Origin of the sequence: Pseudomonas sp. CIP-10 (genome assembly GCF_020911845.1) — a bacterium.
GTDB classification, from domain to species: Bacteria; Pseudomonadota; Gammaproteobacteria; order Pseudomonadales; family Pseudomonadaceae; genus Aquipseudomonas; species Aquipseudomonas alloputida.
Genome location: NZ_CP087160.1, coordinates 2,298,854 through 2,318,521, shown reverse-complemented (window position 1 = coordinate 2,318,521; position 19,668 = coordinate 2,298,854). Strand labels below are relative to the sequence as shown.

15 protein-coding genes are annotated in these 19,668 nt (G+C 64.9%); all 15 read right to left on the bottom strand.

What is annotated here, in order from left to right:
- Positions 1–24: 24 nt before the first annotated feature.
- Complete coding sequence (locus LMH93_RS10530; protein WP_185279497.1) at positions 25–1,437, bottom strand: aminotransferase; 1,413 nt, start codon at positions 1,435–1,437, stop codon at positions 25–27.
- Positions 1,438–1,471: 34 nt separating this feature from the next.
- A complete protein-coding gene (locus LMH93_RS10525) occupies positions 1,472–2,575 on the bottom strand; it encodes a polyamine ABC transporter substrate-binding protein (RefSeq protein ID WP_003256117.1) in 1,104 nt (367 codons plus the stop codon).
- A gap of 336 nt (positions 2,576–2,911) precedes the next feature.
- Complete coding sequence (locus LMH93_RS10520; RefSeq protein ID WP_004576441.1) at positions 2,912–3,613, bottom strand: NAD(P)H-dependent oxidoreductase; 702 nt, start codon at positions 3,611–3,613, stop codon at positions 2,912–2,914.
- Positions 3,614–3,656: 43 nt separating this feature from the next.
- On the bottom strand, positions 3,657–5,069 hold the full coding sequence (locus LMH93_RS10515) for an aldehyde dehydrogenase family protein (protein ID WP_064493059.1): 1,413 nt from the start codon (positions 5,067–5,069) through the stop codon (positions 3,657–3,659).
- Positions 5,062–6,252, bottom strand: coding sequence for a pyridoxal phosphate-dependent aminotransferase (locus tag LMH93_RS10510; RefSeq protein ID WP_014860013.1), 1,191 nt, complete (start codon positions 6,250–6,252; stop codon positions 5,062–5,064). The genes LMH93_RS10515 and LMH93_RS10510 overlap by 8 nt, the downstream gene beginning before the upstream one ends.
- A 24-nt stretch (positions 6,253–6,276) precedes the next feature.
- Positions 6,277–7,506: an alanine racemase gene (alr, locus tag LMH93_RS10505; protein WP_185279499.1), complete on the bottom strand. Its 1,230-nt coding sequence runs from the start codon at positions 7,504–7,506 to the stop codon at positions 6,277–6,279.
- A 34-nt stretch (positions 7,507–7,540) separates the two neighbouring features.
- On the bottom strand, positions 7,541–9,148 hold the full coding sequence (locus tag LMH93_RS10500) for a 5-guanidino-2-oxopentanoate decarboxylase (protein ID WP_230065137.1): 1,608 nt from the start codon (positions 9,146–9,148) through the stop codon (positions 7,541–7,543).
- Positions 9,141–11,258 carry an acetate--CoA ligase family protein gene (locus tag LMH93_RS10495; RefSeq protein ID WP_230065136.1) on the bottom strand — a complete coding sequence of 706 codons (2,118 nt, stop codon included), beginning with the start codon at positions 11,256–11,258 and terminating at the stop codon, positions 9,141–9,143. Before LMH93_RS10495 ends, LMH93_RS10500 begins: the two co-directional genes overlap by 8 nt.
- A 17-nt stretch (positions 11,259–11,275) precedes the next feature.
- On the bottom strand, positions 11,276–12,436 hold the full coding sequence (locus LMH93_RS10490) for an acyl-CoA dehydrogenase family protein (protein WP_003256129.1): 1,161 nt from the start codon (positions 12,434–12,436) through the stop codon (positions 11,276–11,278).
- A 33-nt stretch (positions 12,437–12,469) separates the two neighbouring features.
- Entirely contained in the window at positions 12,470–13,264 is a 795-nt protein-coding gene (locus LMH93_RS10485; RefSeq protein WP_004576437.1) for an enoyl-CoA hydratase/isomerase family protein, read from the bottom strand.
- A gap of 238 nt (positions 13,265–13,502) precedes the next feature.
- Positions 13,503–14,909 carry an amino acid permease gene (locus LMH93_RS10480; protein ID WP_185279502.1) on the bottom strand — a complete coding sequence of 469 codons (1,407 nt, stop codon included), beginning with the start codon at positions 14,907–14,909 and terminating at the stop codon, positions 13,503–13,505.
- Between the two features lie 196 nt (positions 14,910–15,105).
- The gene (locus LMH93_RS10475; protein ID WP_230065135.1) at positions 15,106–17,358 is read right to left on the bottom strand and encodes an ATP-binding protein; all 2,253 of its coding nucleotides are present in this window, start codon (positions 17,356–17,358) and stop codon (positions 15,106–15,108) included.
- A complete protein-coding gene (locus LMH93_RS10470) occupies positions 17,355–18,137 on the bottom strand; it encodes a substrate-binding periplasmic protein (protein WP_230065134.1) in 783 nt (260 codons plus the stop codon). Before LMH93_RS10470 ends, LMH93_RS10475 begins: the two co-directional genes overlap by 4 nt.
- Positions 18,134–18,850 carry a response regulator gene (locus tag LMH93_RS10465; RefSeq protein WP_003256139.1) on the bottom strand — a complete coding sequence of 239 codons (717 nt, stop codon included), beginning with the start codon at positions 18,848–18,850 and terminating at the stop codon, positions 18,134–18,136. The genes LMH93_RS10470 and LMH93_RS10465 overlap by 4 nt, the downstream gene beginning before the upstream one ends.
- A 74-nt stretch (positions 18,851–18,924) precedes the next feature.
- The gene (locus LMH93_RS10460) at positions 18,925–19,569 is read right to left on the bottom strand and encodes a TetR family transcriptional regulator C-terminal domain-containing protein (protein ID WP_014756232.1); all 645 of its coding nucleotides are present in this window, start codon (positions 19,567–19,569) and stop codon (positions 18,925–18,927) included.
- Positions 19,570–19,668: the final 99 nt, after the last annotated feature.

The following is a 19,668-nucleotide window of genomic DNA, read 5'->3' as shown; positions in this document are numbered from 1 at the left end:
CGCGCACAGCCCTTTGCGCCAGGTTCATCGGCCTTGGTACAGGCCAAGCGCCGTGAGTTCACGCGCGGTTTCGAGGATGCACTGGCGCAGGGTCTCGACGATCTCGTCCACCTGCGCATGGGTGATGATCAACGGTGGCGACATCACGTTCAGGTGCATGATCGGGCGCACCAGCAACCCTTTTTCCTGCGCCTTGCTGTGGATGCGCTCGCCGATGTTCACCTCATCGGCGAACAGTGCCTTGCTGGCCTTGTTGGCGACGAACTCGACACAGGCCATCAGCTTCATGCAGCGCACATCCCCCACCAGCGGCAGATCGCGCAGGCTCTGCAAGCGTTGCTCAAGGTAACCCCCCACGTCGTTGACATGATCGAGCAGTTGCTCGCGCTCGATGATCTCGATGTTCTTCAGCGCCGCCGTGCAGCACACCGGGTGGCCGCTGTAGGTAAACCCGTGGGTAAAGCAACGACCCTTGCCTGGCTCGGCAATCACTTGCCAGATGCGCTCGGAAAAAATACACGCGCCCAGCGGCAGGTACGCCGAGGTCAGGCCTTTGGCGGTGGTGATGATGTCTGGGGTGACGCCAAACAGTTCCTCGCTGGCGAAGAAGGTACCCAGGCGCCCGAACGAGGTCACCACTTCGTCGGCGACGAACAGGATGTCGTAGGTCTGGCACAGCTGCCACATGCGCTGGAAGTAGCCCGCGGGCGGAATGATCACCCCGCCCGAGCCCATGATCGGCTCGGCGAAGAACGCCGCCACGTTGTCGGCACCCAGCGACAGGATCTTGTCCTCGAACTCGGCCACCAGGTAGTCGAGGAATTCGGCCTCGTCCATGTCGTGCGGGGCACGGTAAGGGTTGGGGTTGGAGACGTGGTGGATCAGGTCGTGGTGATAGTCGAACTCCGGCACCCGGTCGGCGGCCTTGTTGCCGATCGACATGGTCAGGGTGGTGGAGCCGTGGTAGGCGTTGTAGCGGGCGATGATGTGCTTCTTGTGTGGCTTGCCGCGGCAGTTCTGGTAGTACTGGATCAGCCGGTAGGCGGTGTCGACAGCGGTCGAGCCGCCGGTGGTGAGGAACACATGGTTCAAGTCGCCCGGCGCCAGCTGCGCAAGCTTCTGGCTCAGTTCGATGGCCACATCGTTGGCCATGTCGGAGAACGGGTTGGAATACGCCAGCTGGCGCACCTGGTCTGCGATGGCCAGGGCCATTTCCTCGCGGCCCAGGCCGATGTTGGTACACCACATGCCGCCGACGGCATCAAGGAAGCGGTTGCCGTGGGTGTCACGAATGTAGGCGCCCTCACCGGCGACGATGTTCAGCGCGCCTTGCTCACGGTGCTCGTCGAACACATGGTAGCCGTGCATGTAGTGGGCCTTGTCGGCCTCCACCAGCGGGTCGTGGGCGATAGCGAATGCTTTGCTTGGGGTGGCCATGGGCAGCTCCTTGGCGAGAATGTTTGGGCAGTGTTCAGAAACCGGTCTTGACCGTGCTCCAGACCCGGGTGATGGCGCGCATGTCCTTGGGGCTCTGGGTTTTCTGCGCGAACAGGCGCTCACGGGTTTGTGCGTCGGGGTAGATGGCCGGGTCCTGGCGGATGTCGTCACGCACCAGCGCGGTGGCGGCGGCGTTGCTGTTGGCGTAGTGGATGTAGTCAGTGACCTTGGCCATGGTCTGCGGCTGCAGCAGAAACTCGATGAAGCGGTGGGCGTTGGCCGCGTGCGGCGCATCCTTGGGGATGTACAGGTTGTCGAACCAGATCAGCGAACCTTCCTGGGGGATGAAGAACGACAGTTTGATGTCCTTCTTCGCTTCCACCGCGCGGGCCTGGGCGGTGGCGTAGTCACCGGACCAGGTCAGCGCCAGGCAGACATCGCCGTTGGGCAGGCTGGTGAGGTAGTTGACCGAGTCGAACTTGCGAATGTAGGGGCGGATGCCCAGCAGCAGTTGCTCGGCCGCCTTGAGGTCGGCAGGCGACGCGCTGCGTGGGTCCTTGCCCAGGTACTGCAGGGCCAGCGGAATGACCTCGGTGGGCGCGTCCATCAGGGTGACGCCGCAGTCGGCGAAGCGCGAGACGATCTTGGGGTCGAACAGCATGGCCAGCGAACCGATCGGCGCGTCGGGCATGCGCGCGGTGATCTTGTCGACGTTGTAGGTGACCCCCGAGCTGCCCCAGGTATAGGGCGCCGAGTACTTCAGGCCAGGGTCGTAGCCCTGCAGGTTGTTGACCACCTGCTGATCGAGGTTTTGCCAGCTAGGCAGTTGCTGCTTGTCCAGTGCCTGGAACACGCCGGCGCTGATCAGCGGGGGGACCAGCGAGGCGTTGAGCATGACCAGATCGTAGCCGGAACGGCCGGTGAGCAGTTTGGTCTGCACGGTTTCGTAGCCATCGAAGGTGTCGTAGATGACCTTGATGCCGGTGGCCTTCTCGAAGTCGGCCAGGGTGGTTTCACCGATGTAGTCGGTCCAGTTGTACAACCGTAACGTGTTACCACTGTCCACCTCTGCCGCCTGGGCCAGGCTGGCGCCAGACGCCAGCAGCAGACCGCCAATCACCTTCAGTACCTTGCGCATGGCAACTCCATCGTGTGAGTGCTCCGGATCGAGCCGATGGGTTCACTATCGGTGGATTCGTCCAGGGGTGACATACCCCGAATGTGTGGGTGGTCGTTTTTCGGCAGGTGGCGCTGGAAGGTTTGCAGAACATCGTATGCCGACAAAATGTTGGGGCTGCTTTGCAGCCCTTTCGCGACACAAGGCCGCTCCCACAAGGACGGCGCAGCCTTCGAAGCTGGTGGTAATCCTGTGGGAGGACGGCGCAGCCTTCGAAGCTGGCGGTAATCCTGTGGGAGCGGCCTTGCGTCGCGAAAGGGCCGCAACGCGGCCCCAGTGTTCAGTACAGGAGAAAGGTCACGTCAGCGGGTACAACGCTTCATCGAACTGCGCCAGGCGCGGGAACACCAGTGGCTGGTCGTCCGAGAGCTGCTCCAGACGCTGCCGGTATTGCTGCAGAAAGTCCTGCCGCGCAGCAGCACTGATGTAAGGCACATGCCAAGCCACGAACGGCGGCAGCACCTCGAACCCGACATAGGCCAGCGTGCCCCGCAGGATCGGCCGCAGCATGTCTTCCAACGGCCCGTGAATCGCGCCATCGCCAAACATGTGCTCGCGCCCGCCCAGGGTCACGGTCACCAGCGCCTTCTTGCCCGCCAACCCGCCCTGGTCGTAAAAGCGCTTGCCGCCATAGCACACCCCCGACACCAGCACCCGGTCGATCCAGCCCTTGAGCATGGCCGGGGCCGAGAACCAGAAGATCGGGAAGTTCAGCACCAGCAGATCGGCCCACAACAGCTTGTCCAGCTCCTGCTGGATATCTGCGGCAATGGCACCACGCTTGACCCCCTGGCGCTGCTCCAGGGCATACACCAGGTACTCGGGGTTCTCGCGCTGGGTAAAGTCATCGGCACTGGCCACCGGGTTCCAGCCCATGGCGTACAAGTCACTGACCTGCACCTGATGACCTTGGGCACGGAAGGTTTCCACAGCCTGGTCACGCAGGGCTGCCGTGAACGATTGCGGTTCGGGGTGAGCGTGGACGATCAGTACATTCACAAGCATTCTCCTCACACAAAACAGGTTATCTTGCCGCAGTGGTTCAGCACTGCACCGCTTTGACCTCGACGAACTCCGCCAGGCCCTCCTCGCCCCACTCACGGCCGTTGCCCGACTGCTTGTAGCCCCCGAACGGCGCCTGGTAGTTGAACCCGCCCCCGTTGATGAAGCACTGCCCGGCCCGTATCTGCCGCGCCAGCGCCAGGCCGTGCTCGCGGCTGCCCGCCCACACTGCGCTGGACAGGCCGAACGGCGAGTCATTGGCCAACGCCAGCGCCTGGGCCTCGTCGGCGTAGGGGATCAGGCACAGCACCGGACCGAAGATTTCTTCCTGGGCGATGCGCATGCGGTTGTCGACGTCGGCGAACAACGTGGGCGCCACGTAGAACCCGCGTTCGAAGCCGCCGTGATCACCACCGCACAACAAGCGCGCGCCCTCCTCCTGTCCCTGGCGAATGTAGTCGAGCACCGTGCGCCGCTGTCCTGCCGAACACATCGGCCCTAGGAAACTGGCGGGGTCACGCGGGTCGCCCATGACCAGTGCGCGGGTTTCGGCCTCGGCGATTTCCAGCGCCTCGGCATAGCGGCTGGCCGGCAGCAGCATGCGGGTCAGTGCCGTGCAGGTCTGCCCCGAGTTGATCATCACGTCCTGCACGCCATGGCGCACCGCAGCGTGCAGGTCGGCATCGGCGGTAATCAGCAACGGTGACTTGCCTCCCAGTTCCAGGCATACCCGCTTCACCGTCGGCGCAGCCGCTTGTGCCACCCGCACCCCGGCACCGGTTGAGCCGGTGAACGACACCATGTCCACCTGCGGGTGCCGGGCCAGGGCTTCACCGACCTTGGCACCTGGGCCGCTGACCAGGTTGAACACCCCTGCCGGCAGGCCGATGGCGTCGATCATTTCGGCCAGCACAAATGCGTGTAGCGGCGTTTCCTGGCTGGGTTTGACCACCACCGTGCACCCGGCAGCCAGGGCCGGCGCCAGCTTGCCGATCATCTGGTGCAGCGGGTAGTTCCACGGGTTGATGAATGCGCACACGCCAACGGCCTCACGGTACACCAACGAGTTGCCGACTTCGCGCACCTCGTCCATCAGCCCGGCCAGTTCGGCGTATTGCTCCAACCCGGCAATCGGGCCTTCGACCTGCACCGCCTGGCACCACTGCACCGGCATGCCCAACTCGTCGGTGATGACCTCGGCCATTTGCGCCGCGCGGTTTTTCAGCTGTGCGACCAATGCCCGGATGTACCCGGCGCGCACGCTGGACGGTGTGCGCGACCAGCCATCGAAGGCTCGCCGCGCCGCCATCACCGCACGCTCGACATCGGCCTCGGCGCCCAAGGGTACCCGGCCAATGGCCTGCTCGGTGGCCGGGTCGATCACCTCAGCCATGCCCTGCCCGCTCGGCACCTGCCAGGCGCCATCAATGTACAGCCGCGCGTACTCACGCATGGCCGTACTCCCGTTTCAGTTCGTCGGCACAGCGGGCGATGCGCTGGCAGGCATCGACCAGCGCCGCATTGCCCAGCACCAGGCCCAGGCGGATATGCCCGGCAGCACTGGGGCCGAACGCTTCGCCGGCAAGCACCGACACGCCCTGGCTGTCCAGCAGGTAGTCGGCAAAGGCCTGGGCACTTACGCCGGTCTCACGAATATCGACCATCACGAACATGCCACCATCGGGCTTCAATGCCTTGAGGCCCGGGCAGCCGGCCAGCTGCTCGCACACCAGATCGCGCCGCTCGCGGTAGGCTTCGCGCATGGCGTCCAGCTCTGGCAACGGCTGCTCCAGCGCCACCACGGCGGCATCCTGGACGAAGTCCGGCAAGCCGTAGAGCATGCACAGGGCGAGGTTTTCCAGATGCGTGGCCAGTGCTGTCGAGCTGACCACCCACCCCATGCGCCAGCCGGTCATGGCATGCGACTTGGACAGGCTGTTCAACGTTGCAGTGCGCTCGGCCATGCCTGGCAGGCTGCCGGGGCTGACATGCTCGCCTTCATACAGCAGCTCGCTGTAGACCTCGTCAGAGATCAGCCACAGATCATGGGCAATGCACAGTTCGGCCAGCGCCTCCCAGGTGGCGCGCGGCAGGCTCGCCCCCGAAGGGTTGTGCGGGCTGTTCAGCGCCAAGGCGCGGGTGCGCGGGGTAATGCGCTCGGCGACGTCACGCGGGCACACGCGAAAGCCATTCTCGGGCTTGACCGGTACCGGTACCACCTTGGCGCCACAGGCGCCGAACACGGCCTCGTAAGTGACATACATCGGTTCGGCAACGATCACCTCATCGCCTGGGTCGAGTATGCACTGGGCCACGCAGAACAGCGCGCACTGGGCACCCGCCAGCACGGTCACCTGGTCGACGCTCACCGCCTGGCCACTGCGCTGCCGGTGACGGTTGGCGATGGCCTGGCGCAGCGCCAGCTTGCCGCGTACATCGGCGTAATGGGTATGGCCAGCGCGCAGGCTGTCGATGGCCGCCTCGACGATAGGCGCGGGGGTGTCGAAGTCCGGGTCACCCACCGACAGCAGCAGGATGTCCTTACCCTCGGCCTGCAGCGCAAGGGCGCGGTAGTGGATGTCCCAGGCCGCAGCCCCGTCGCCGGCGATGCGTTGGGTAAGCTTGGCGTAGCGCATGGCAATCTCCCTTCTTTGGCGGTTTCAGTCGACGAGGATCTTCGGGTTGGAACTGCCCCACACGGTGTACAGGTCGGCCAGCAACGCGCCGTTGATTTCTTCCATCTCGGCCTGGGTGATTTCGCCCCCGGCCTGCTTGCCGAACAGCACCACTTCGTTGCCCCCCTTCACGTCCGGGAAGTCGGTGACATCGACCATCAGCGTGTTCATCGACACCTTGCCCACCACCGGCACACGGTGGCCGTTGATCAGCACATGGCCCTTGTTGGTGAATACCCGGCGGTAGCCATCGGAGTACCCGACCGTAATGTTGGCCAGGCGCGAATCACGGGCCAGGGTGAAGGTGCGGTCATAGCCCACGGTGTTGCCAGCCGGATAGCTGTGCACCGCAGCCACGTGCGATTTGAACTGCATCGCACGCTTGTACTCGGTGCGCGCCGGCACGGTGTCACCGAACAGCGCGCCCCCTGTTCGTACCATGTCCAGGCGCGCTTCCGGCACCTCCAGCGTAGCGAACGAGTTGGCGGCGTGCAGGGTGAGCTTGCGGCGGTCGAGCTTCGCGTGCTTGATCAACCAGTCAGTCTGCTCGTTGAAGGCCGCCAGGCCCTTGCGGACATCGTCCTTGTCTTCCACGGCGAAGTGGGTCATCAGCGCGACCAGCTTGAGGTGCTTCTGGTCGGTGATCTGCAGCGCTTCGCCACGGCCGGACCAGGTGGCCATCTCCACCCCGTTGCGGCTCATGCCGCTGGAATTGAGCGCCATGTGAATGCGCAAGGTCTTGCCATGGCGCGCGGCGATGGCATCCGCCTGGCGGGCAAATTCCGCGCTGCCCACCAGCTCTTCCATGTCGTACTGCAAGCCATCTTCCAGCTCGCTGAGGCTGGCCAGGCGTACCCGCACCAGTTGCCCGGTGAAGCCACTGGCGCGGACCACGCGGGCCTCCTCATTGCTGGCCACCGCCACGCAGGGCACGCCCTGGGCGATGATCGATGGCATTACCAGGCCGATACCGTGGCCATAGGCATCGGCCTTGAGCACGGCGCACAGCTTGGACTTGCCGGCCAGCTCGGCCTGCAGCGTGCGGATGTTGTGCTGCAGGGCGCTGGCGCTGACTTCGACCCAGGCATTGCTGTTTTGCACGGTCAGGGCATTGGTACCGTTGTCCATCGACAGCGGGGGGGCGGCATACAGTGGGGCTTGGCCGGTGATCAGCAGGGCCAGGGATGCGGCCAGAAGTGTACGGCGAAATGGCATGTGGGTTTCTCTTGTTCTTTTGGTTGTTCGCGGCTTAACAGACGCAGGTGTGTTTGAGTTCGATGAAGGTCACGCCGGGTGTGGCGAAACCGCTGGCCAGGTCGGCCTGCAGCGCGTCCAGATCACGCGGCTGGCGCACCGCGCAACCAAAGGCACGGGCCAGGCCGATGAAGTCCGGATTACGCGGCAGCACGCCGACCGGCTCGATGTTCAGGCCGAGCATGTCATCGCGGATCTGCCCGAGGGCGTCGTTGTTCCACAGCAGCACCACCAACGGCCGGTCCAGTTCCTCTACAGCCGTGGCCAGCTCCTGGGCGGTATAAAGGAAACCGCCGTCGCCCACCAGCACCAGGCCTGGGCGATGGTCGGTGGCAAGCATGCCGCCAATACCGGCTGGCAGGCCGTAGCCGAGTGTGCCGTAGCCGGTCGGATGCAGCCAGCTGCGCGGCGCCCGGCTGGCGAAGGCGTAGTTGCCGGTGTAGGCCAGTTGGGTCATGTCGCTGCTGATGAACGCATCGTCAGGCAGCACGGCGGCAATGCGGTCAAGAATCGCCTGATGGGTGGCCTGCAACGGTGCATGCCCATGACGAATGGCCTGGCGCAGGTCGCTCACCGCTTCGCTCGCCTGAGCAGGGTCTCGGTCGAGTGCAGGCAGGTGTTCGAGCAAACCGTCCACGGTTTGCCGGGCATCGCCCTGCAGGGCAATGGCACAGGGGTAGAAGTCGTTGAACTTGCGCGGGTCGATGTCCACGCGCAGCAGCTCGCCAGTGATCGGCAGGCGCTCGCGCCAGAAGTCGGTGTCGGCCATTTCGGTGCCTACGGCAAGCACCACATCAGCCTGGCTGATCAGTTGCCAGCCGGGTTCGACGCACAGACTGGCGCCGGCATTGAGTGGCGCGTCTGGTGGCAGCACGCCCTTGCCGGCCACACTGGTGAACAGTGGCGCTGCCAGCCGTGTACTGAGTTGCTGCAACTGCTCAGCCGCGTGCAACGCGCCACCCCCGGCAATGATCATCGGCCGCTGGGCGGCGGCAAGCTTCAGGGCAGCCTGGTCGAGGCTTTCGCGGCACGGCTGGCCACGCTCGGGGCGGCGCACCACCTCATCGCTCCAGTCACGGCTGACGGGTGCGGCCAGCACGTCCAGCGGCACCGAAATGTGCACCGGGCGCGGCCGTTCGCTGTCGAACACGGCCCAGGCGCGGGCGATCAGCTCGGGCAGGTCATCGCCACGCAACGCCACGGCCGAGAACGCGGTGATCGGCGCAGTCATGGCGCGCTGGTCCTGGGTTTCATGCAGGCAGCCCCAGCCCTTGCCCAGGCTGGCGGTGTGGTTGACGCTGGAAATCACCAGCATCGGCACCGAGTCGGCATAGGCTTGGCCGATGGGGGTGGCGACGTTGGTCACGCCTGGGCCGGTAATGACGAAGCACACCCCCGGCTTGCCACTGACCCGCGCATAGCCGTCGGCCATGAAGCCGGCGCCCTGCTCGTGGCGGGTCAGTACATGGCGAATGCCACTGCCCGGCAGGCCGCGGTACAGCTCCAGGGTGTGAACCCCAGGGATGCCGAACACGGTCTCCACGCCGTAGTTGGCCAACAACCGCACCAGCGCCTGGCCGGCCGTCAGGGTAAGGTCATTCATGTCGTTCTCCTTGCGCCTGGCCGAGGCGGATCAGCGCGTCGACCGCGGTGGTGCCATGGGCACCGACCATCAATGGGTTCACATCCAGCTCCAACAGCTGCCCGGCGTTTTCGCAGGCGTAGTCGGCCACCGCACGGATAGCTGCGACCAAGGCGTCGAGGTCGGCAGCCGGGCGGCCACGGAAGCCTTGCAGCAGGCTGGCACTGCGCAGGTTCAGCAGTGCGGCGCGGATGGCGCTGTCGGTGGTGGGCAACAACAGGCTGACACTGTCCTTGAGCAGTTCGACCAGCACGCCGCCGGCACCGATCACCAAGGCCAGGGCAAAGTCGTGTTCACGTTTGATACCCACTATCAGCTCGGCCAGCGGCGGCTCGGCCATGGGTTCGAGCAGTACCTGGTCGAACGCGACGTGCGGGGCGTAGGCAGCGATGCGCTGGCGCATCTGCAACAGTGCAGCTTCCAGGGCGATGGCATCACGCAGGTTCAGCGCCACCGCACCGGCTTCGGTCTTGTGCGGCAGCTGTGCGCTGACCGCCTTCAGTACCAGCGGGTATCCCACGCGGGCGGCGTCTGCCACGGCGCGTTCGGGCGTACTCAGCACGCCCGAAGGCACCGGCAGACCGAAGGCGCGCAGGGCCTGCTTGGATTGCCATTCGTCCAACAGTCGGCTTTCGCCCGTGAGGGCCTGGGGGCACAGCGGTACCCGCGCAGCCTCGCCCTGGTCCAGTAACCGCTGGCGGTTCTTTTGGTAAGCGACGATGCGCCCCCAGGCCGCCAGGCCGTCTTCCACGCCCTGCAGGGCAGCGATGCCCCGCGCATGCAGGCGCTCACGCGCACTGGCAGGCAACAGTTCCGGGAAAGCCGAGGTGACGAAGCCGATCTTGCCGTGGCGTTCAACGGCATCGCAGTACAGCCCCAGCAGCAGGTCGCATTCCTTGCGCTCGCCGGTGAAGGCCGCCGGGTAGTCCAGCACCAGCATCGCCGCGCCCGCGGCGCCGCTCAGGGTGTTGTCGAGCATGCGTTGCAGGGCGGCTTCATCGCCCCAGATGGCAGTGGTGAAGTCCAGTGGGTTGACCAGGTTGGCATAGCCCGGCAACACCTCGGCCAGTGCCGCCACCTGCTCTTGCGCGAGCTTCGGCAATTGCAACTGGTTGCGTTCGGCATAGTCGGCAATCAGGCCGGCATCGCCGCCTGAGCAGGCCAGCGCAATCAGCTCGCCATCTGCCGGCAAGCGTCCGCAGGCTGCGGCCTTGAGCGTTTCGACAAAGCTCACCGGGCCGCTGACGCGGATCACCCCCAGGCGCTGGAACAGGCTGTCGTACAACGCATCGGAGCCGGACAACGAGCTGGTGTGGCTGAGCGCCAGTTCAGCGCCGATCTGCGAAACGCCCGTCTTCAGGGCAATGATCGGCGTACCCTGCTGCAATGCCTTGTAGGCGGCGCGTGCAAAGCCCGGCACGTTCTTCAAGCCTTCCAGGTGCAGCCCGATGGCCGTTACCCGTGGGTCGTCGAGCAGCACATCCATCAGCTCGGCCACACCCAGTTGCGCCTGGTTGCCGACCGAGGCCATGTAGGCCACCGGCAGCGAGCGGTCGCTCATGGACAGGTTGTAGGCAAAGTTGCCGCTCTGGGTGAGGATCGCCACGCCCTTCTCCACCTGCTGGCCGCCATGGGCCACCGGCCAAAGGGCTGCACCGTGTAGGTAGTCGAGCAGGCCATAGCAGTTGGGGCCGAGCAGGGCCATGTTGCCGGCCGCAGCGAGCAAGCGCTGCTGCAACTGGCAGCCCTCTTCGCCGCTTTCGGCAAAGCCGGAGGCATAGCAGATGGCACCCCCGGCGCCACGCGCGGCCAGCTCGGCAACGCACTGCAACGTCAGCTCACGGTTGGTGGCGATGAACACCGCGTCCGGGGCGTAAGGCAAGTCGGCCACGCGGGCCACGCAAGGGATGCCTTCCAGGCTTTCATGCTGCGGGTTGACCAGCCACAGCTCACCGCCAAAGCCGCCTTCGGCGCAGCGCTTGAGCGCCCGCGCCATGCTGCGCCCGCCAACGAAGGCCAGGTGCCGGGGCGCCAGCAGGCGCTTGAGGTTGTCACGAATCGATTGCGACATGGGTGTTCTCCTGGCGCTCAGCGCAGCAGCGGGCGCAGCAGTTCGCGGGCGATGATGTGCCGCTGGATTTCCGAAGTACCCTCCCAGATGCGCTCGATACGCGCGTTGCGCCAAATGCGCTCAACCGGCCCTTCGTCCATCAGGCCCATGCCGCCGAAGATCTGCACGGCTTCGTCGGCGACCTTGCCCAGCACTTCGCTGGCAAACAGCTTGGCCATGCCGGCTTCACCGTCGGTCATGTTGCCCTGGTCCATCTTCCAGGCGGTGTGCAGGGTGAGCATCTCCGCGGCGCGGATCTGCGTGGCCATGTCGGCCAGCTTGAACGACACCCCCTGGTAACTGCCGATGGCCTGGCCGAACTGCTTGCGGTCGGCGGCCCATTGCAGTGACAGGTCGAGGGCGCGCTGGGCCTGGCCCACGCAGTTGGCGGCGACCATCACCCGGCCGGCGGTAAGCCAGGCATTGGCCACTTCCCAACCTTTGCCCACTTCGCCCAGCACCTTGCTGGCCGGCACCCGGCAGTCGTCGAAGAACAGCTCGTAGGTGTGATAACCACGGTTGCTCACGCACTTGGGACCACGGCGGATGGTCATGCCCGGCGTACCCCGGTCGACCAGCAAGGCGGTGACCGCATTGCGCTTGCGCCCGTTGTGCTCGTAGGTGTCGGTGACCGCGAAGACGATGGCAAAATCGGCGTGGCCGGCGTGGCTGATGAAGTGCTTGCTGCCGTTGATGACAAAGTCATCGCCCTGGCGCACGGCGCGGGTCTTGATGGCGTTGGCATCGGAACCGGCACCCGGTTCGGTGAGGGCGAAGCAGTCGGTTTTCTCGCCCTGCACACAAGGCAGCAAGTAGTCGTTGATCTGCTCGTCCTTGCAGGCCATGAGGATTTTCGACGGCCGTGCAACGAAGACATGCAGCGCCCAGGACACCTTGGACAGCTCGCGTTCGATCAGCGCCTGGGACAGGTAGTCCAGACCGCCCCCTCCCACTTCCTCGGGCATGTTGAAGGCATAAAAACCAGCAGCGATGGCTTTGCCACGGATCTGCGCGGCCAGTTCGGGTGACACAGCGTCGGCGCGGTCCACCGCTTCCTCATGGGGCAGCAGCTCCTTGGCAACAAAGCTGCGTACCGCTTCCACCAACATTTCTTGTTCTTGGGTCAGTTGGAAATTCATCTGCGAAGGTCCTGATGAGGGTCGGGTATCGGATTACTGGCCGGTAAAACGGGGGGCGCGGCGTTCAACCGAGGCTTGCAGGGCCTCGGCGCCATCCTGGCTGCGGCCGCACAGCAGGCCGGCGTGGCGCTCGGCCTCCAGCTGCTCGGCCAGGGTGCGCCGGGCGCCGTCGCGGATCAGCTGCTTGGTCTGCGCATAGGCGAACGTCGGGCCATTGGCCAGGCGCCCGGCCAACTCGGCCGCCACGGCGGGCAGTTGCTCGTCGGCGCAGACTTCGCTGACCAGCCCAGCCGCCAGGGCACGCTCGGCGCCCCACAGTTCATCGAGGAACAACAAGCGCTTGGCCTGCTCGCTGCCGATCAGCCGTGGCAGGTGCCAGCTGGCGCCAGCATCGGGGCTGTAGCCCATGCTGGTGTAGCCGGCCTTGAAGCGCGCCGAGGCGGCGGCGATGCGCAGGTCGCAGCACAGGCTAAGGTCCATGCCACCGCCCACGGCGGTGCCGTTGATGGCGGCGATGGTGGGTTTGTCGAGGCTGTGCAGGCGCAACATCAGGGCATGGGCAGTTTCGGTCCAGCCATAGCTTTCCAGGGTGCCGGCAGCTTCGGCGGCAGCCCATTCGGCCAGGTCGGCGCCAGCGCAGAAGCTGCGGCCGCTGCCGGTCAGCACCACCACGCGTACGGCGGGGTCGTCGGCATGGCTGTCGAGCAAGGCGTGCAGTTGCTTGAGGGTGGGAATGTCCAGCGCGTTGCGCTGCTCGGGGCGGTTGAGGGTGATCCAGGCAACGCCAGCTTCGACCTTGCTCAACAGTGGCGACGACGGGGTAGTCATGGGGGCCTCGGTGTTGTTGTGATGGTTTTGGAGGGCTTGACGAGGAAGATACTAAACGAGTGTTCAACAAGACGGGATGGGCTGTTACAACTTCGCACAACTCGGTGTTTGGCGTTACACAAGGGCGTTCGTCGTGACGGCTTTATGGCCTGTGAGATCGCGCGCCGCGCGGGCGGTGCTCGATCTCACAGGTGCTGAACATGCAGCGATTGACACCCGCCGGCGACGAGCTGCGGTGTCAAACCCCTGGTGCGCTGGGTGCGAAGGCCCCCTGCCGGCGGCGGTTGACGAAGAAGTACGCCGCATAGCACAGGGCAATGAAGCCAAAGCCCCAGTACAGCGACGGTCGTTGGGTTTCATCCAGCGCCAGGAACACGAACAGCGAGCTGCACAGGGTGATGCACAGCAGTGGCACCAGCGGGTACAGCGGCGCCTTGTACTTCAGGTCCTGCAGTTGCCCGCCGTCACGCAGCCAGGCATTGCGGAAACGGTACTGCGCCAGGGCGATGACGATCCAGGTCACGGTGCCGGACATACCGCTTACCGCCATCAGCACCATGAACAGCGTGTCAGCCGCAACGAAGCTGGTCATCAGCGAAATCAGCGCAAAGCACAGGGTGATGCTGAGCGCCCGCAGCGGCACACCACGCTTGCTCAGCGGCGACAGGCTTTTCGGTGCCATGCCAGTCTTGGACATGGCCCAGAGGATGCGCGTGGAGGCATACAACCCAGAGTTACCCACCGAGAGGATGGCCGTAAGGATGACGAAGTTCATCAAGTCGGCGGCGTAAGGGATGCCGACCATGTCGAACACCTGCACGAACGGGCTTTCCATCAGCCCGGCCTGCTCGTGCGGCACAATGGCCGACAGCACGGCAATCGCCAGCACATAGAAGATCAGCACGCGGAACACCACATTGCGCACCGCCCGCGGGATGCTTTTTTCCGGGTGCTCGGTCTCACCAGCCGCCACCCCCATGATTTCGCAACCCTGGAAGGCATAGACCACGGTCATCATCACCGCGAACACTGCCGACAGGCCATGGGGGAACAGCGACTCGCCCACCAGGTTGTTCAGCATCGGTGCGGGTGCCCCGCTGCTCAGAGGGATGGCACCGAAGATCACCAGCAGGCCAATGACAATGAAGCCGAGGATGGTTGCCACCTTGATGCCCGAGAACCAGTACTCGGCTTCGCCAAAGGCACGCGTGGCCAGGGCGTTGAGGCCGAACAGCACCACCACGAACAGCGCCGACCAGTACCAGATCGGCACCTCCGGGAACCAGCGGGTCATCAGCATGCCGGCAGCGGTGAACTCCAGGCCTACGGTGGTGGCCCAGCTCATCCAGTACACCCAGCCGATCATGAAGCCGGTGGCCGGGCCAATGTACTTAGTGGCGTGGGCCTGGAACGAACCGGACACCGGCATCTGCACCGACAGCTCACCCAGGCAGACCATCACCAGGTACATCAGCAAGCCGGCGACCAGGTAAGCCAGGATCGCGCCCACCGGCCCACCCTGATTGATGGTTACGCCCGAGCCCATGAACAGGCCGGTTCCAATAACCCCACCCAGCGACAGCATGAAGATGTGTCGGCTTTTCAGGGCGCGGGTGAGCTGGATCTTTTCAACGTTGTCAGTCATGGCGCACCTCACCATTGCGGCAGGTACGTGTGGCGATGCGAACGAGGGGCTGAGCGCTACGGCATGTCATTATTCTTGTCTCCAATAAGCCTCATGGACCGCGTGCAACACGGTTGCCATGGATTATTGGAAACGGATGTAAGGTGCCGTTGTACGAACGGATCGAAGATGTAAAAAGTCGTAAGTTTTTTGTACGTCAGCTCTGAATCAGCTGTTCCAGGGTCGCACGGGCCTGGCCGAGCTGGCTTGCCAGTGGCTCGGCCAGTGCGTTCAGCGCCTGCCCATCATGCTGGCGGGCTGCGTCTTCCAGGCGTCGCAACAGCGCAGCCAGGCCAGAAAAACCCAGGGAGTCGCAACTGCCGGCCAGGCGATGGGCCAGGTGCAGCACCTCGGTAAAGTCCTGGGCTGGCAGCGCCTCGGCCAACGCCGTGGCGTGCTGCTCCAGTGACTGGCGCAACACATTCAGCAGGCCCTGCAGCTTCTGCTCGCCCAGCAGCGAGCGGTGGGTGGCCAGCAGCGACCAGTCCATGTTTGCGTCAATACCGGCCTCTTCAGTCGGCGTTGCGTCGGCCAGCGCCTGGCGCAGGTTGGCCAGCCGCAGGGGCTTGGCCAGCACACCTTGCATGCCGGCTTCCAGGTAATCCGACAGTTGCCCCGGTTGCACGCCAGCGGTCAGCGCCACTATCCGGCTGTGGTGGTTAGGCCCGGGGGTGGCGCGAAGCTGCCGGCACAGTTCCACCCCGCTCATGCCGGGCAGGTGAACGTCCAGCAGGATCAGGTCGAAGCGCCGCTGTGCGCACAACTGCAGGGCCTGCCCGGCATCCTCGGCAAAGCTCACCCGGTGGCCATCGCGCACCAGCAGGCCGCTCGCCACCTCACGGTTCAGCGCGACGTCCTCGACCACCAGGATATCCAGGCTGGCGCTGACCGACTGGGCCGGGGTATTGGCCGCAACCGGCTGCCCAAGGGCGATGTCGAGTTCGAACCAGAAGCAGCTGCCCTGCCCTTGTACACTGTCCAGGCCAATGCAGCCCCCCAGTTTTTCCACCAGGTGCTTGCAGATCGCCAGTCCCAGACCGGTGCCGCCGTAGCGGCGTGCCACGGCCTCGCTGGCCTGGACGAAGCGGTCGAAGATTTTTGCCTGTACGGCCGGCTCGATGCCGATGCCGTTGTCACTGACCGACAGCCGCAGGCGCTGCGTGGTCGCATCGCTGACCAGCACCTGCACCTTGAGCCGCACCTGGCCCTGCTCGGTGAATTTGATGGCATTGGCCAGCAGGTTGCTGAGCACCTGACGCAGGTACTGCTCGGCGCCGTGCTGGTAACCGGCTAATTGCTCATCAATCTCCAGATGCAGTGTGTCTCCGTTGTCCGCGGCCATGGGTTCGAGCAGCGCCAGCACTTCCTGGCACAACTGGCGCAGCGAAAAGCCGACCAGCTCGGCACGGCTCTCACCTTCTTCGAGCCGGGCGAAATACAGCACTTCGTTGAGAATCGCCAACAGCCCCTCGCCGGCCTTGTACAAGGCTTCCAGGCGCTGACGGTCGGCCGCTTCCAGCCGGCCACCGCGTAGCAGCTCGGCCATGCCCAGGATACCGTTGAGCGGGGTGCGCAGTTCGTGGCTCATGGTCGCCAGGAAGCGTGACTTGGCCAGGTTGGCGGCCTCGGCGTCATCCTTGGCCCGGGCCAGGCTGGCGGTACGTCGTTCGACCATGGCCTGTAGTTCGTCGCGCTTGTCTTGCAACGCCAGGCGGTCGCGTTCGCGGCGTTCAATGTCGCTGAGGATGGCGCGGCGCATATCGTCCAGGGCATTGGCCACCGTGTCGATCTCGTCAGGGCGCGATGAACGGCGGCGCCCCAGGCGCAACGGTTCCTGCCATTGGCCGGCGCCAATACGCCGGGCGAACTCGGCCATCACTTGCAGATGGCGGGTGACCAGGCGATAGAACAGCCCCGACAGCGCCACTGCCAGGCCACACAGGAACACGCCCATCCACAGCAGGCAGGCAAGGCCAGTGGCATACAACCGATGGTGCACCGCACCCAAGTCGATACTCACTTCAAGCTCACCCAGGTGTCTGGGGGGGCCCGAGGGGGGCTGATAATCCAGGGGGAAGCGCTCGATGCGCAGCGGCCCCTTGGGTTCGGCCTCCCCTCGCAGCAGTTGAAAATCGTCGCTAACCAAGCGCACCCGGGCCACGTCGGAAAAATCCACCAGGCCGCGCAATTGCGTATCCAGCTGCGCCTCGTCCAAGTCCCACAGGCTGCGCTCCAGGCTGGCGAGGTAGCCTGCGCGGATCAACGCCATGCGCGCCTCGATGTCGCGCATCTCGCGGCGGTATTCAAAATACAGCTGCGCGCTACTGGCCAGTACGGTAAAGCACAGGCTGAACAAGAGGATGAACCGCAGCAGGCGGCGCAGCAGGCCATCGGTGTGCAGGCGAATCATCGGGCATCTGCCGGCAGGTTGATCATGTCGCGGTAGGTGACCTCGCTCTGCTCCAGCCAGCGCGCGATCTCGCCAGCCTGGTTCATGCGCCGCAACTGCGCGTCGATTTCGTCCATGTGCTGGTTCAGGGGTGATTGCCGCGATACGGCTACCCGCAGGTAGTCCACGCTCAGCGCGCTGGGCAATACGCGGATGTCCTGCGCGCCGGGCAGGTGCTCAATGAACAGTTGGCCGGTGCGCCGCTCCTGGATCACGTAGTCGATGCGCCCGCGGATCAGCTTGCCGAAATTCTGCTGACTGGACGATACCCGCTCGATGTTCTGGTGGCGGGCGACGAAGCGGTCGAATTCGGCGCCGTAGCTTTCGCCGTACAACAGGCCGCCGCGGTAACCCGCCAGGTCCTCCAGCTGCTGGAACTGCACCGGTCGCTTGCGGTTGTAGAACACGGCCACTTCCTCGCGCACCACCGGCTCCGTGGAAAAACGCATGCGCTGGTCACGCTGGTCGCTGTTGTAGGCCAGGACCACGTCCACCCGCCCGGCGGCGGCGTCCATCAGGCAGCGCTTCCAGTTGCCCAGCACCACGGTTTGCACCTCGTAGCCCATGCGCGCGAACAGTTCACGCACCACAGTTGGGGCCAGGCCGCGCACCTGGTGGCCGTCGCTCCAGGAAATGGGCGGGTACACCGGGTAGTCACAGTAACGCACCGGCTCACTGGCACTGGCGTGCAGGGTGGGCAACGTCAAGGCCAGCGCCAATCGCCAGGCGCGGTGAATCATGCTGCCACGCTGGCAGTGAACAGGTAGCCGGTGCCGTGAATAGTGATGATCAACTGCGGTTCGGCCGGGTCGTCATGCAGCTTGCGCCGCAGGCGGCCGACCAGCACGTCGATGGAGCGGTCGTTGGGCACCCACTCGCGGTTGCGAATCTGGTCCATCAACTGGTCGCGGCTGAGGGTGTGGCCGCTGTTGCGCAGGAACACGCTGAGCAACTGGAACTCGCCGTGGGTCAGCAGGGTTTGCCCGCCACGGGCGTCGATCAGGCGCCGGCGGTCGGTATCCAGCGCCCAGTCGGCGAACTGCTTCAGCGATTGCGCGCAGGCCGGGGCGGGGTGCGCCTCGCGGGCATGGCGCACGCGGCGGATCAGGTTTTTCGCCCGGGACACCAGCTCGCGGGGGTTGAGTGGTTTGATCACGTAGTCATCTGCACCGCATTCCAGGCCAACGATGCGGTCTATGTCGTCATTGCGCCCGGTGACGAGGATGATGCCAACCTCCGAGCGCACCCGCAGTTCGCGGGTCAGGGTGAGGCCGTCCTTGCCGGGCAGGCGGATGTCCAGCAGCACCAGGTCGACATCCTGGCTGGCGAGCAGGGCTTCGGCCCTTTCCGCGGTGTCGGCGCAGTGTACGTCGTAGCCCTCCTGGGACAGGTAGGCCTGCAGCAAGTCACGAATAAGCGGATCGTCATCGACGATCAATACCCGAGGCGTCATTGCGTGTTGTCTCTTTTTTATTGGTGTTGTTCTACACACTCGCGACAGCAGCGTACTCGTTACTGAACAGGTGATCAACAGCCCTCGGGCAGGCTGAAGCGCCTCCGGCCGCCGGCCTGCAGGCCGTCGACCCACGCCTCGCAGATGATCACGCCCTGCTCGGGGCTGAAGGTGCCGGGGTTCAGGCCCGACTCCAGCCACAGGCCGTCGAGCAAGGCGCTCAGGCTGATGGCCGCCAGGTCGGCATCGAAGCCCTGCCAGCCCTCCTCTTCGGCCAGTCTGGCCAGTAGCTGGCCAAGTTCGTTGCGGTACTCGCCGTAGGAGTGGTCGTGCACCTGGTTGATCGCGTCGGCGGTCTTCACCGCGCCCCAGAAGGCCAGCCAGGCATCGAGCAATTGCGGGTCGAGCAGCTCGGCGCAGAACGAGGCACGGAAGAACGCCGACAACCGCTCGCGGGCATTGGGCGCAGCTTGGGCCATGGCCTCGCGCAACAAACCCATCACCCGACCGGTGACGGCCATGTAAGCCTCTGCCACCAGTTCGTCCTTGCCCGCGTAATGGTGGCTGATCAGCCCGACCGAGACCCCGGCCTCGGCCGAGATCTTGCGGATTGAAGCCCCCTGGAAACCATGGCGCTTGAGGCACACCAGGGTCGCCTCGACCAGGTTGGCTTTGCGCAGTTCCGGCAGCATGCGGTGGTAGCGGGCTTCCTGAGTCATCGGTGGGTCTCTGGTTAGGGGCTGGACTGAACGACTGTACAACAAGCCGGACTGCGTGATAAACCCTAAGCGCCACTGCCCGGCAGGGCCCCCTCACAA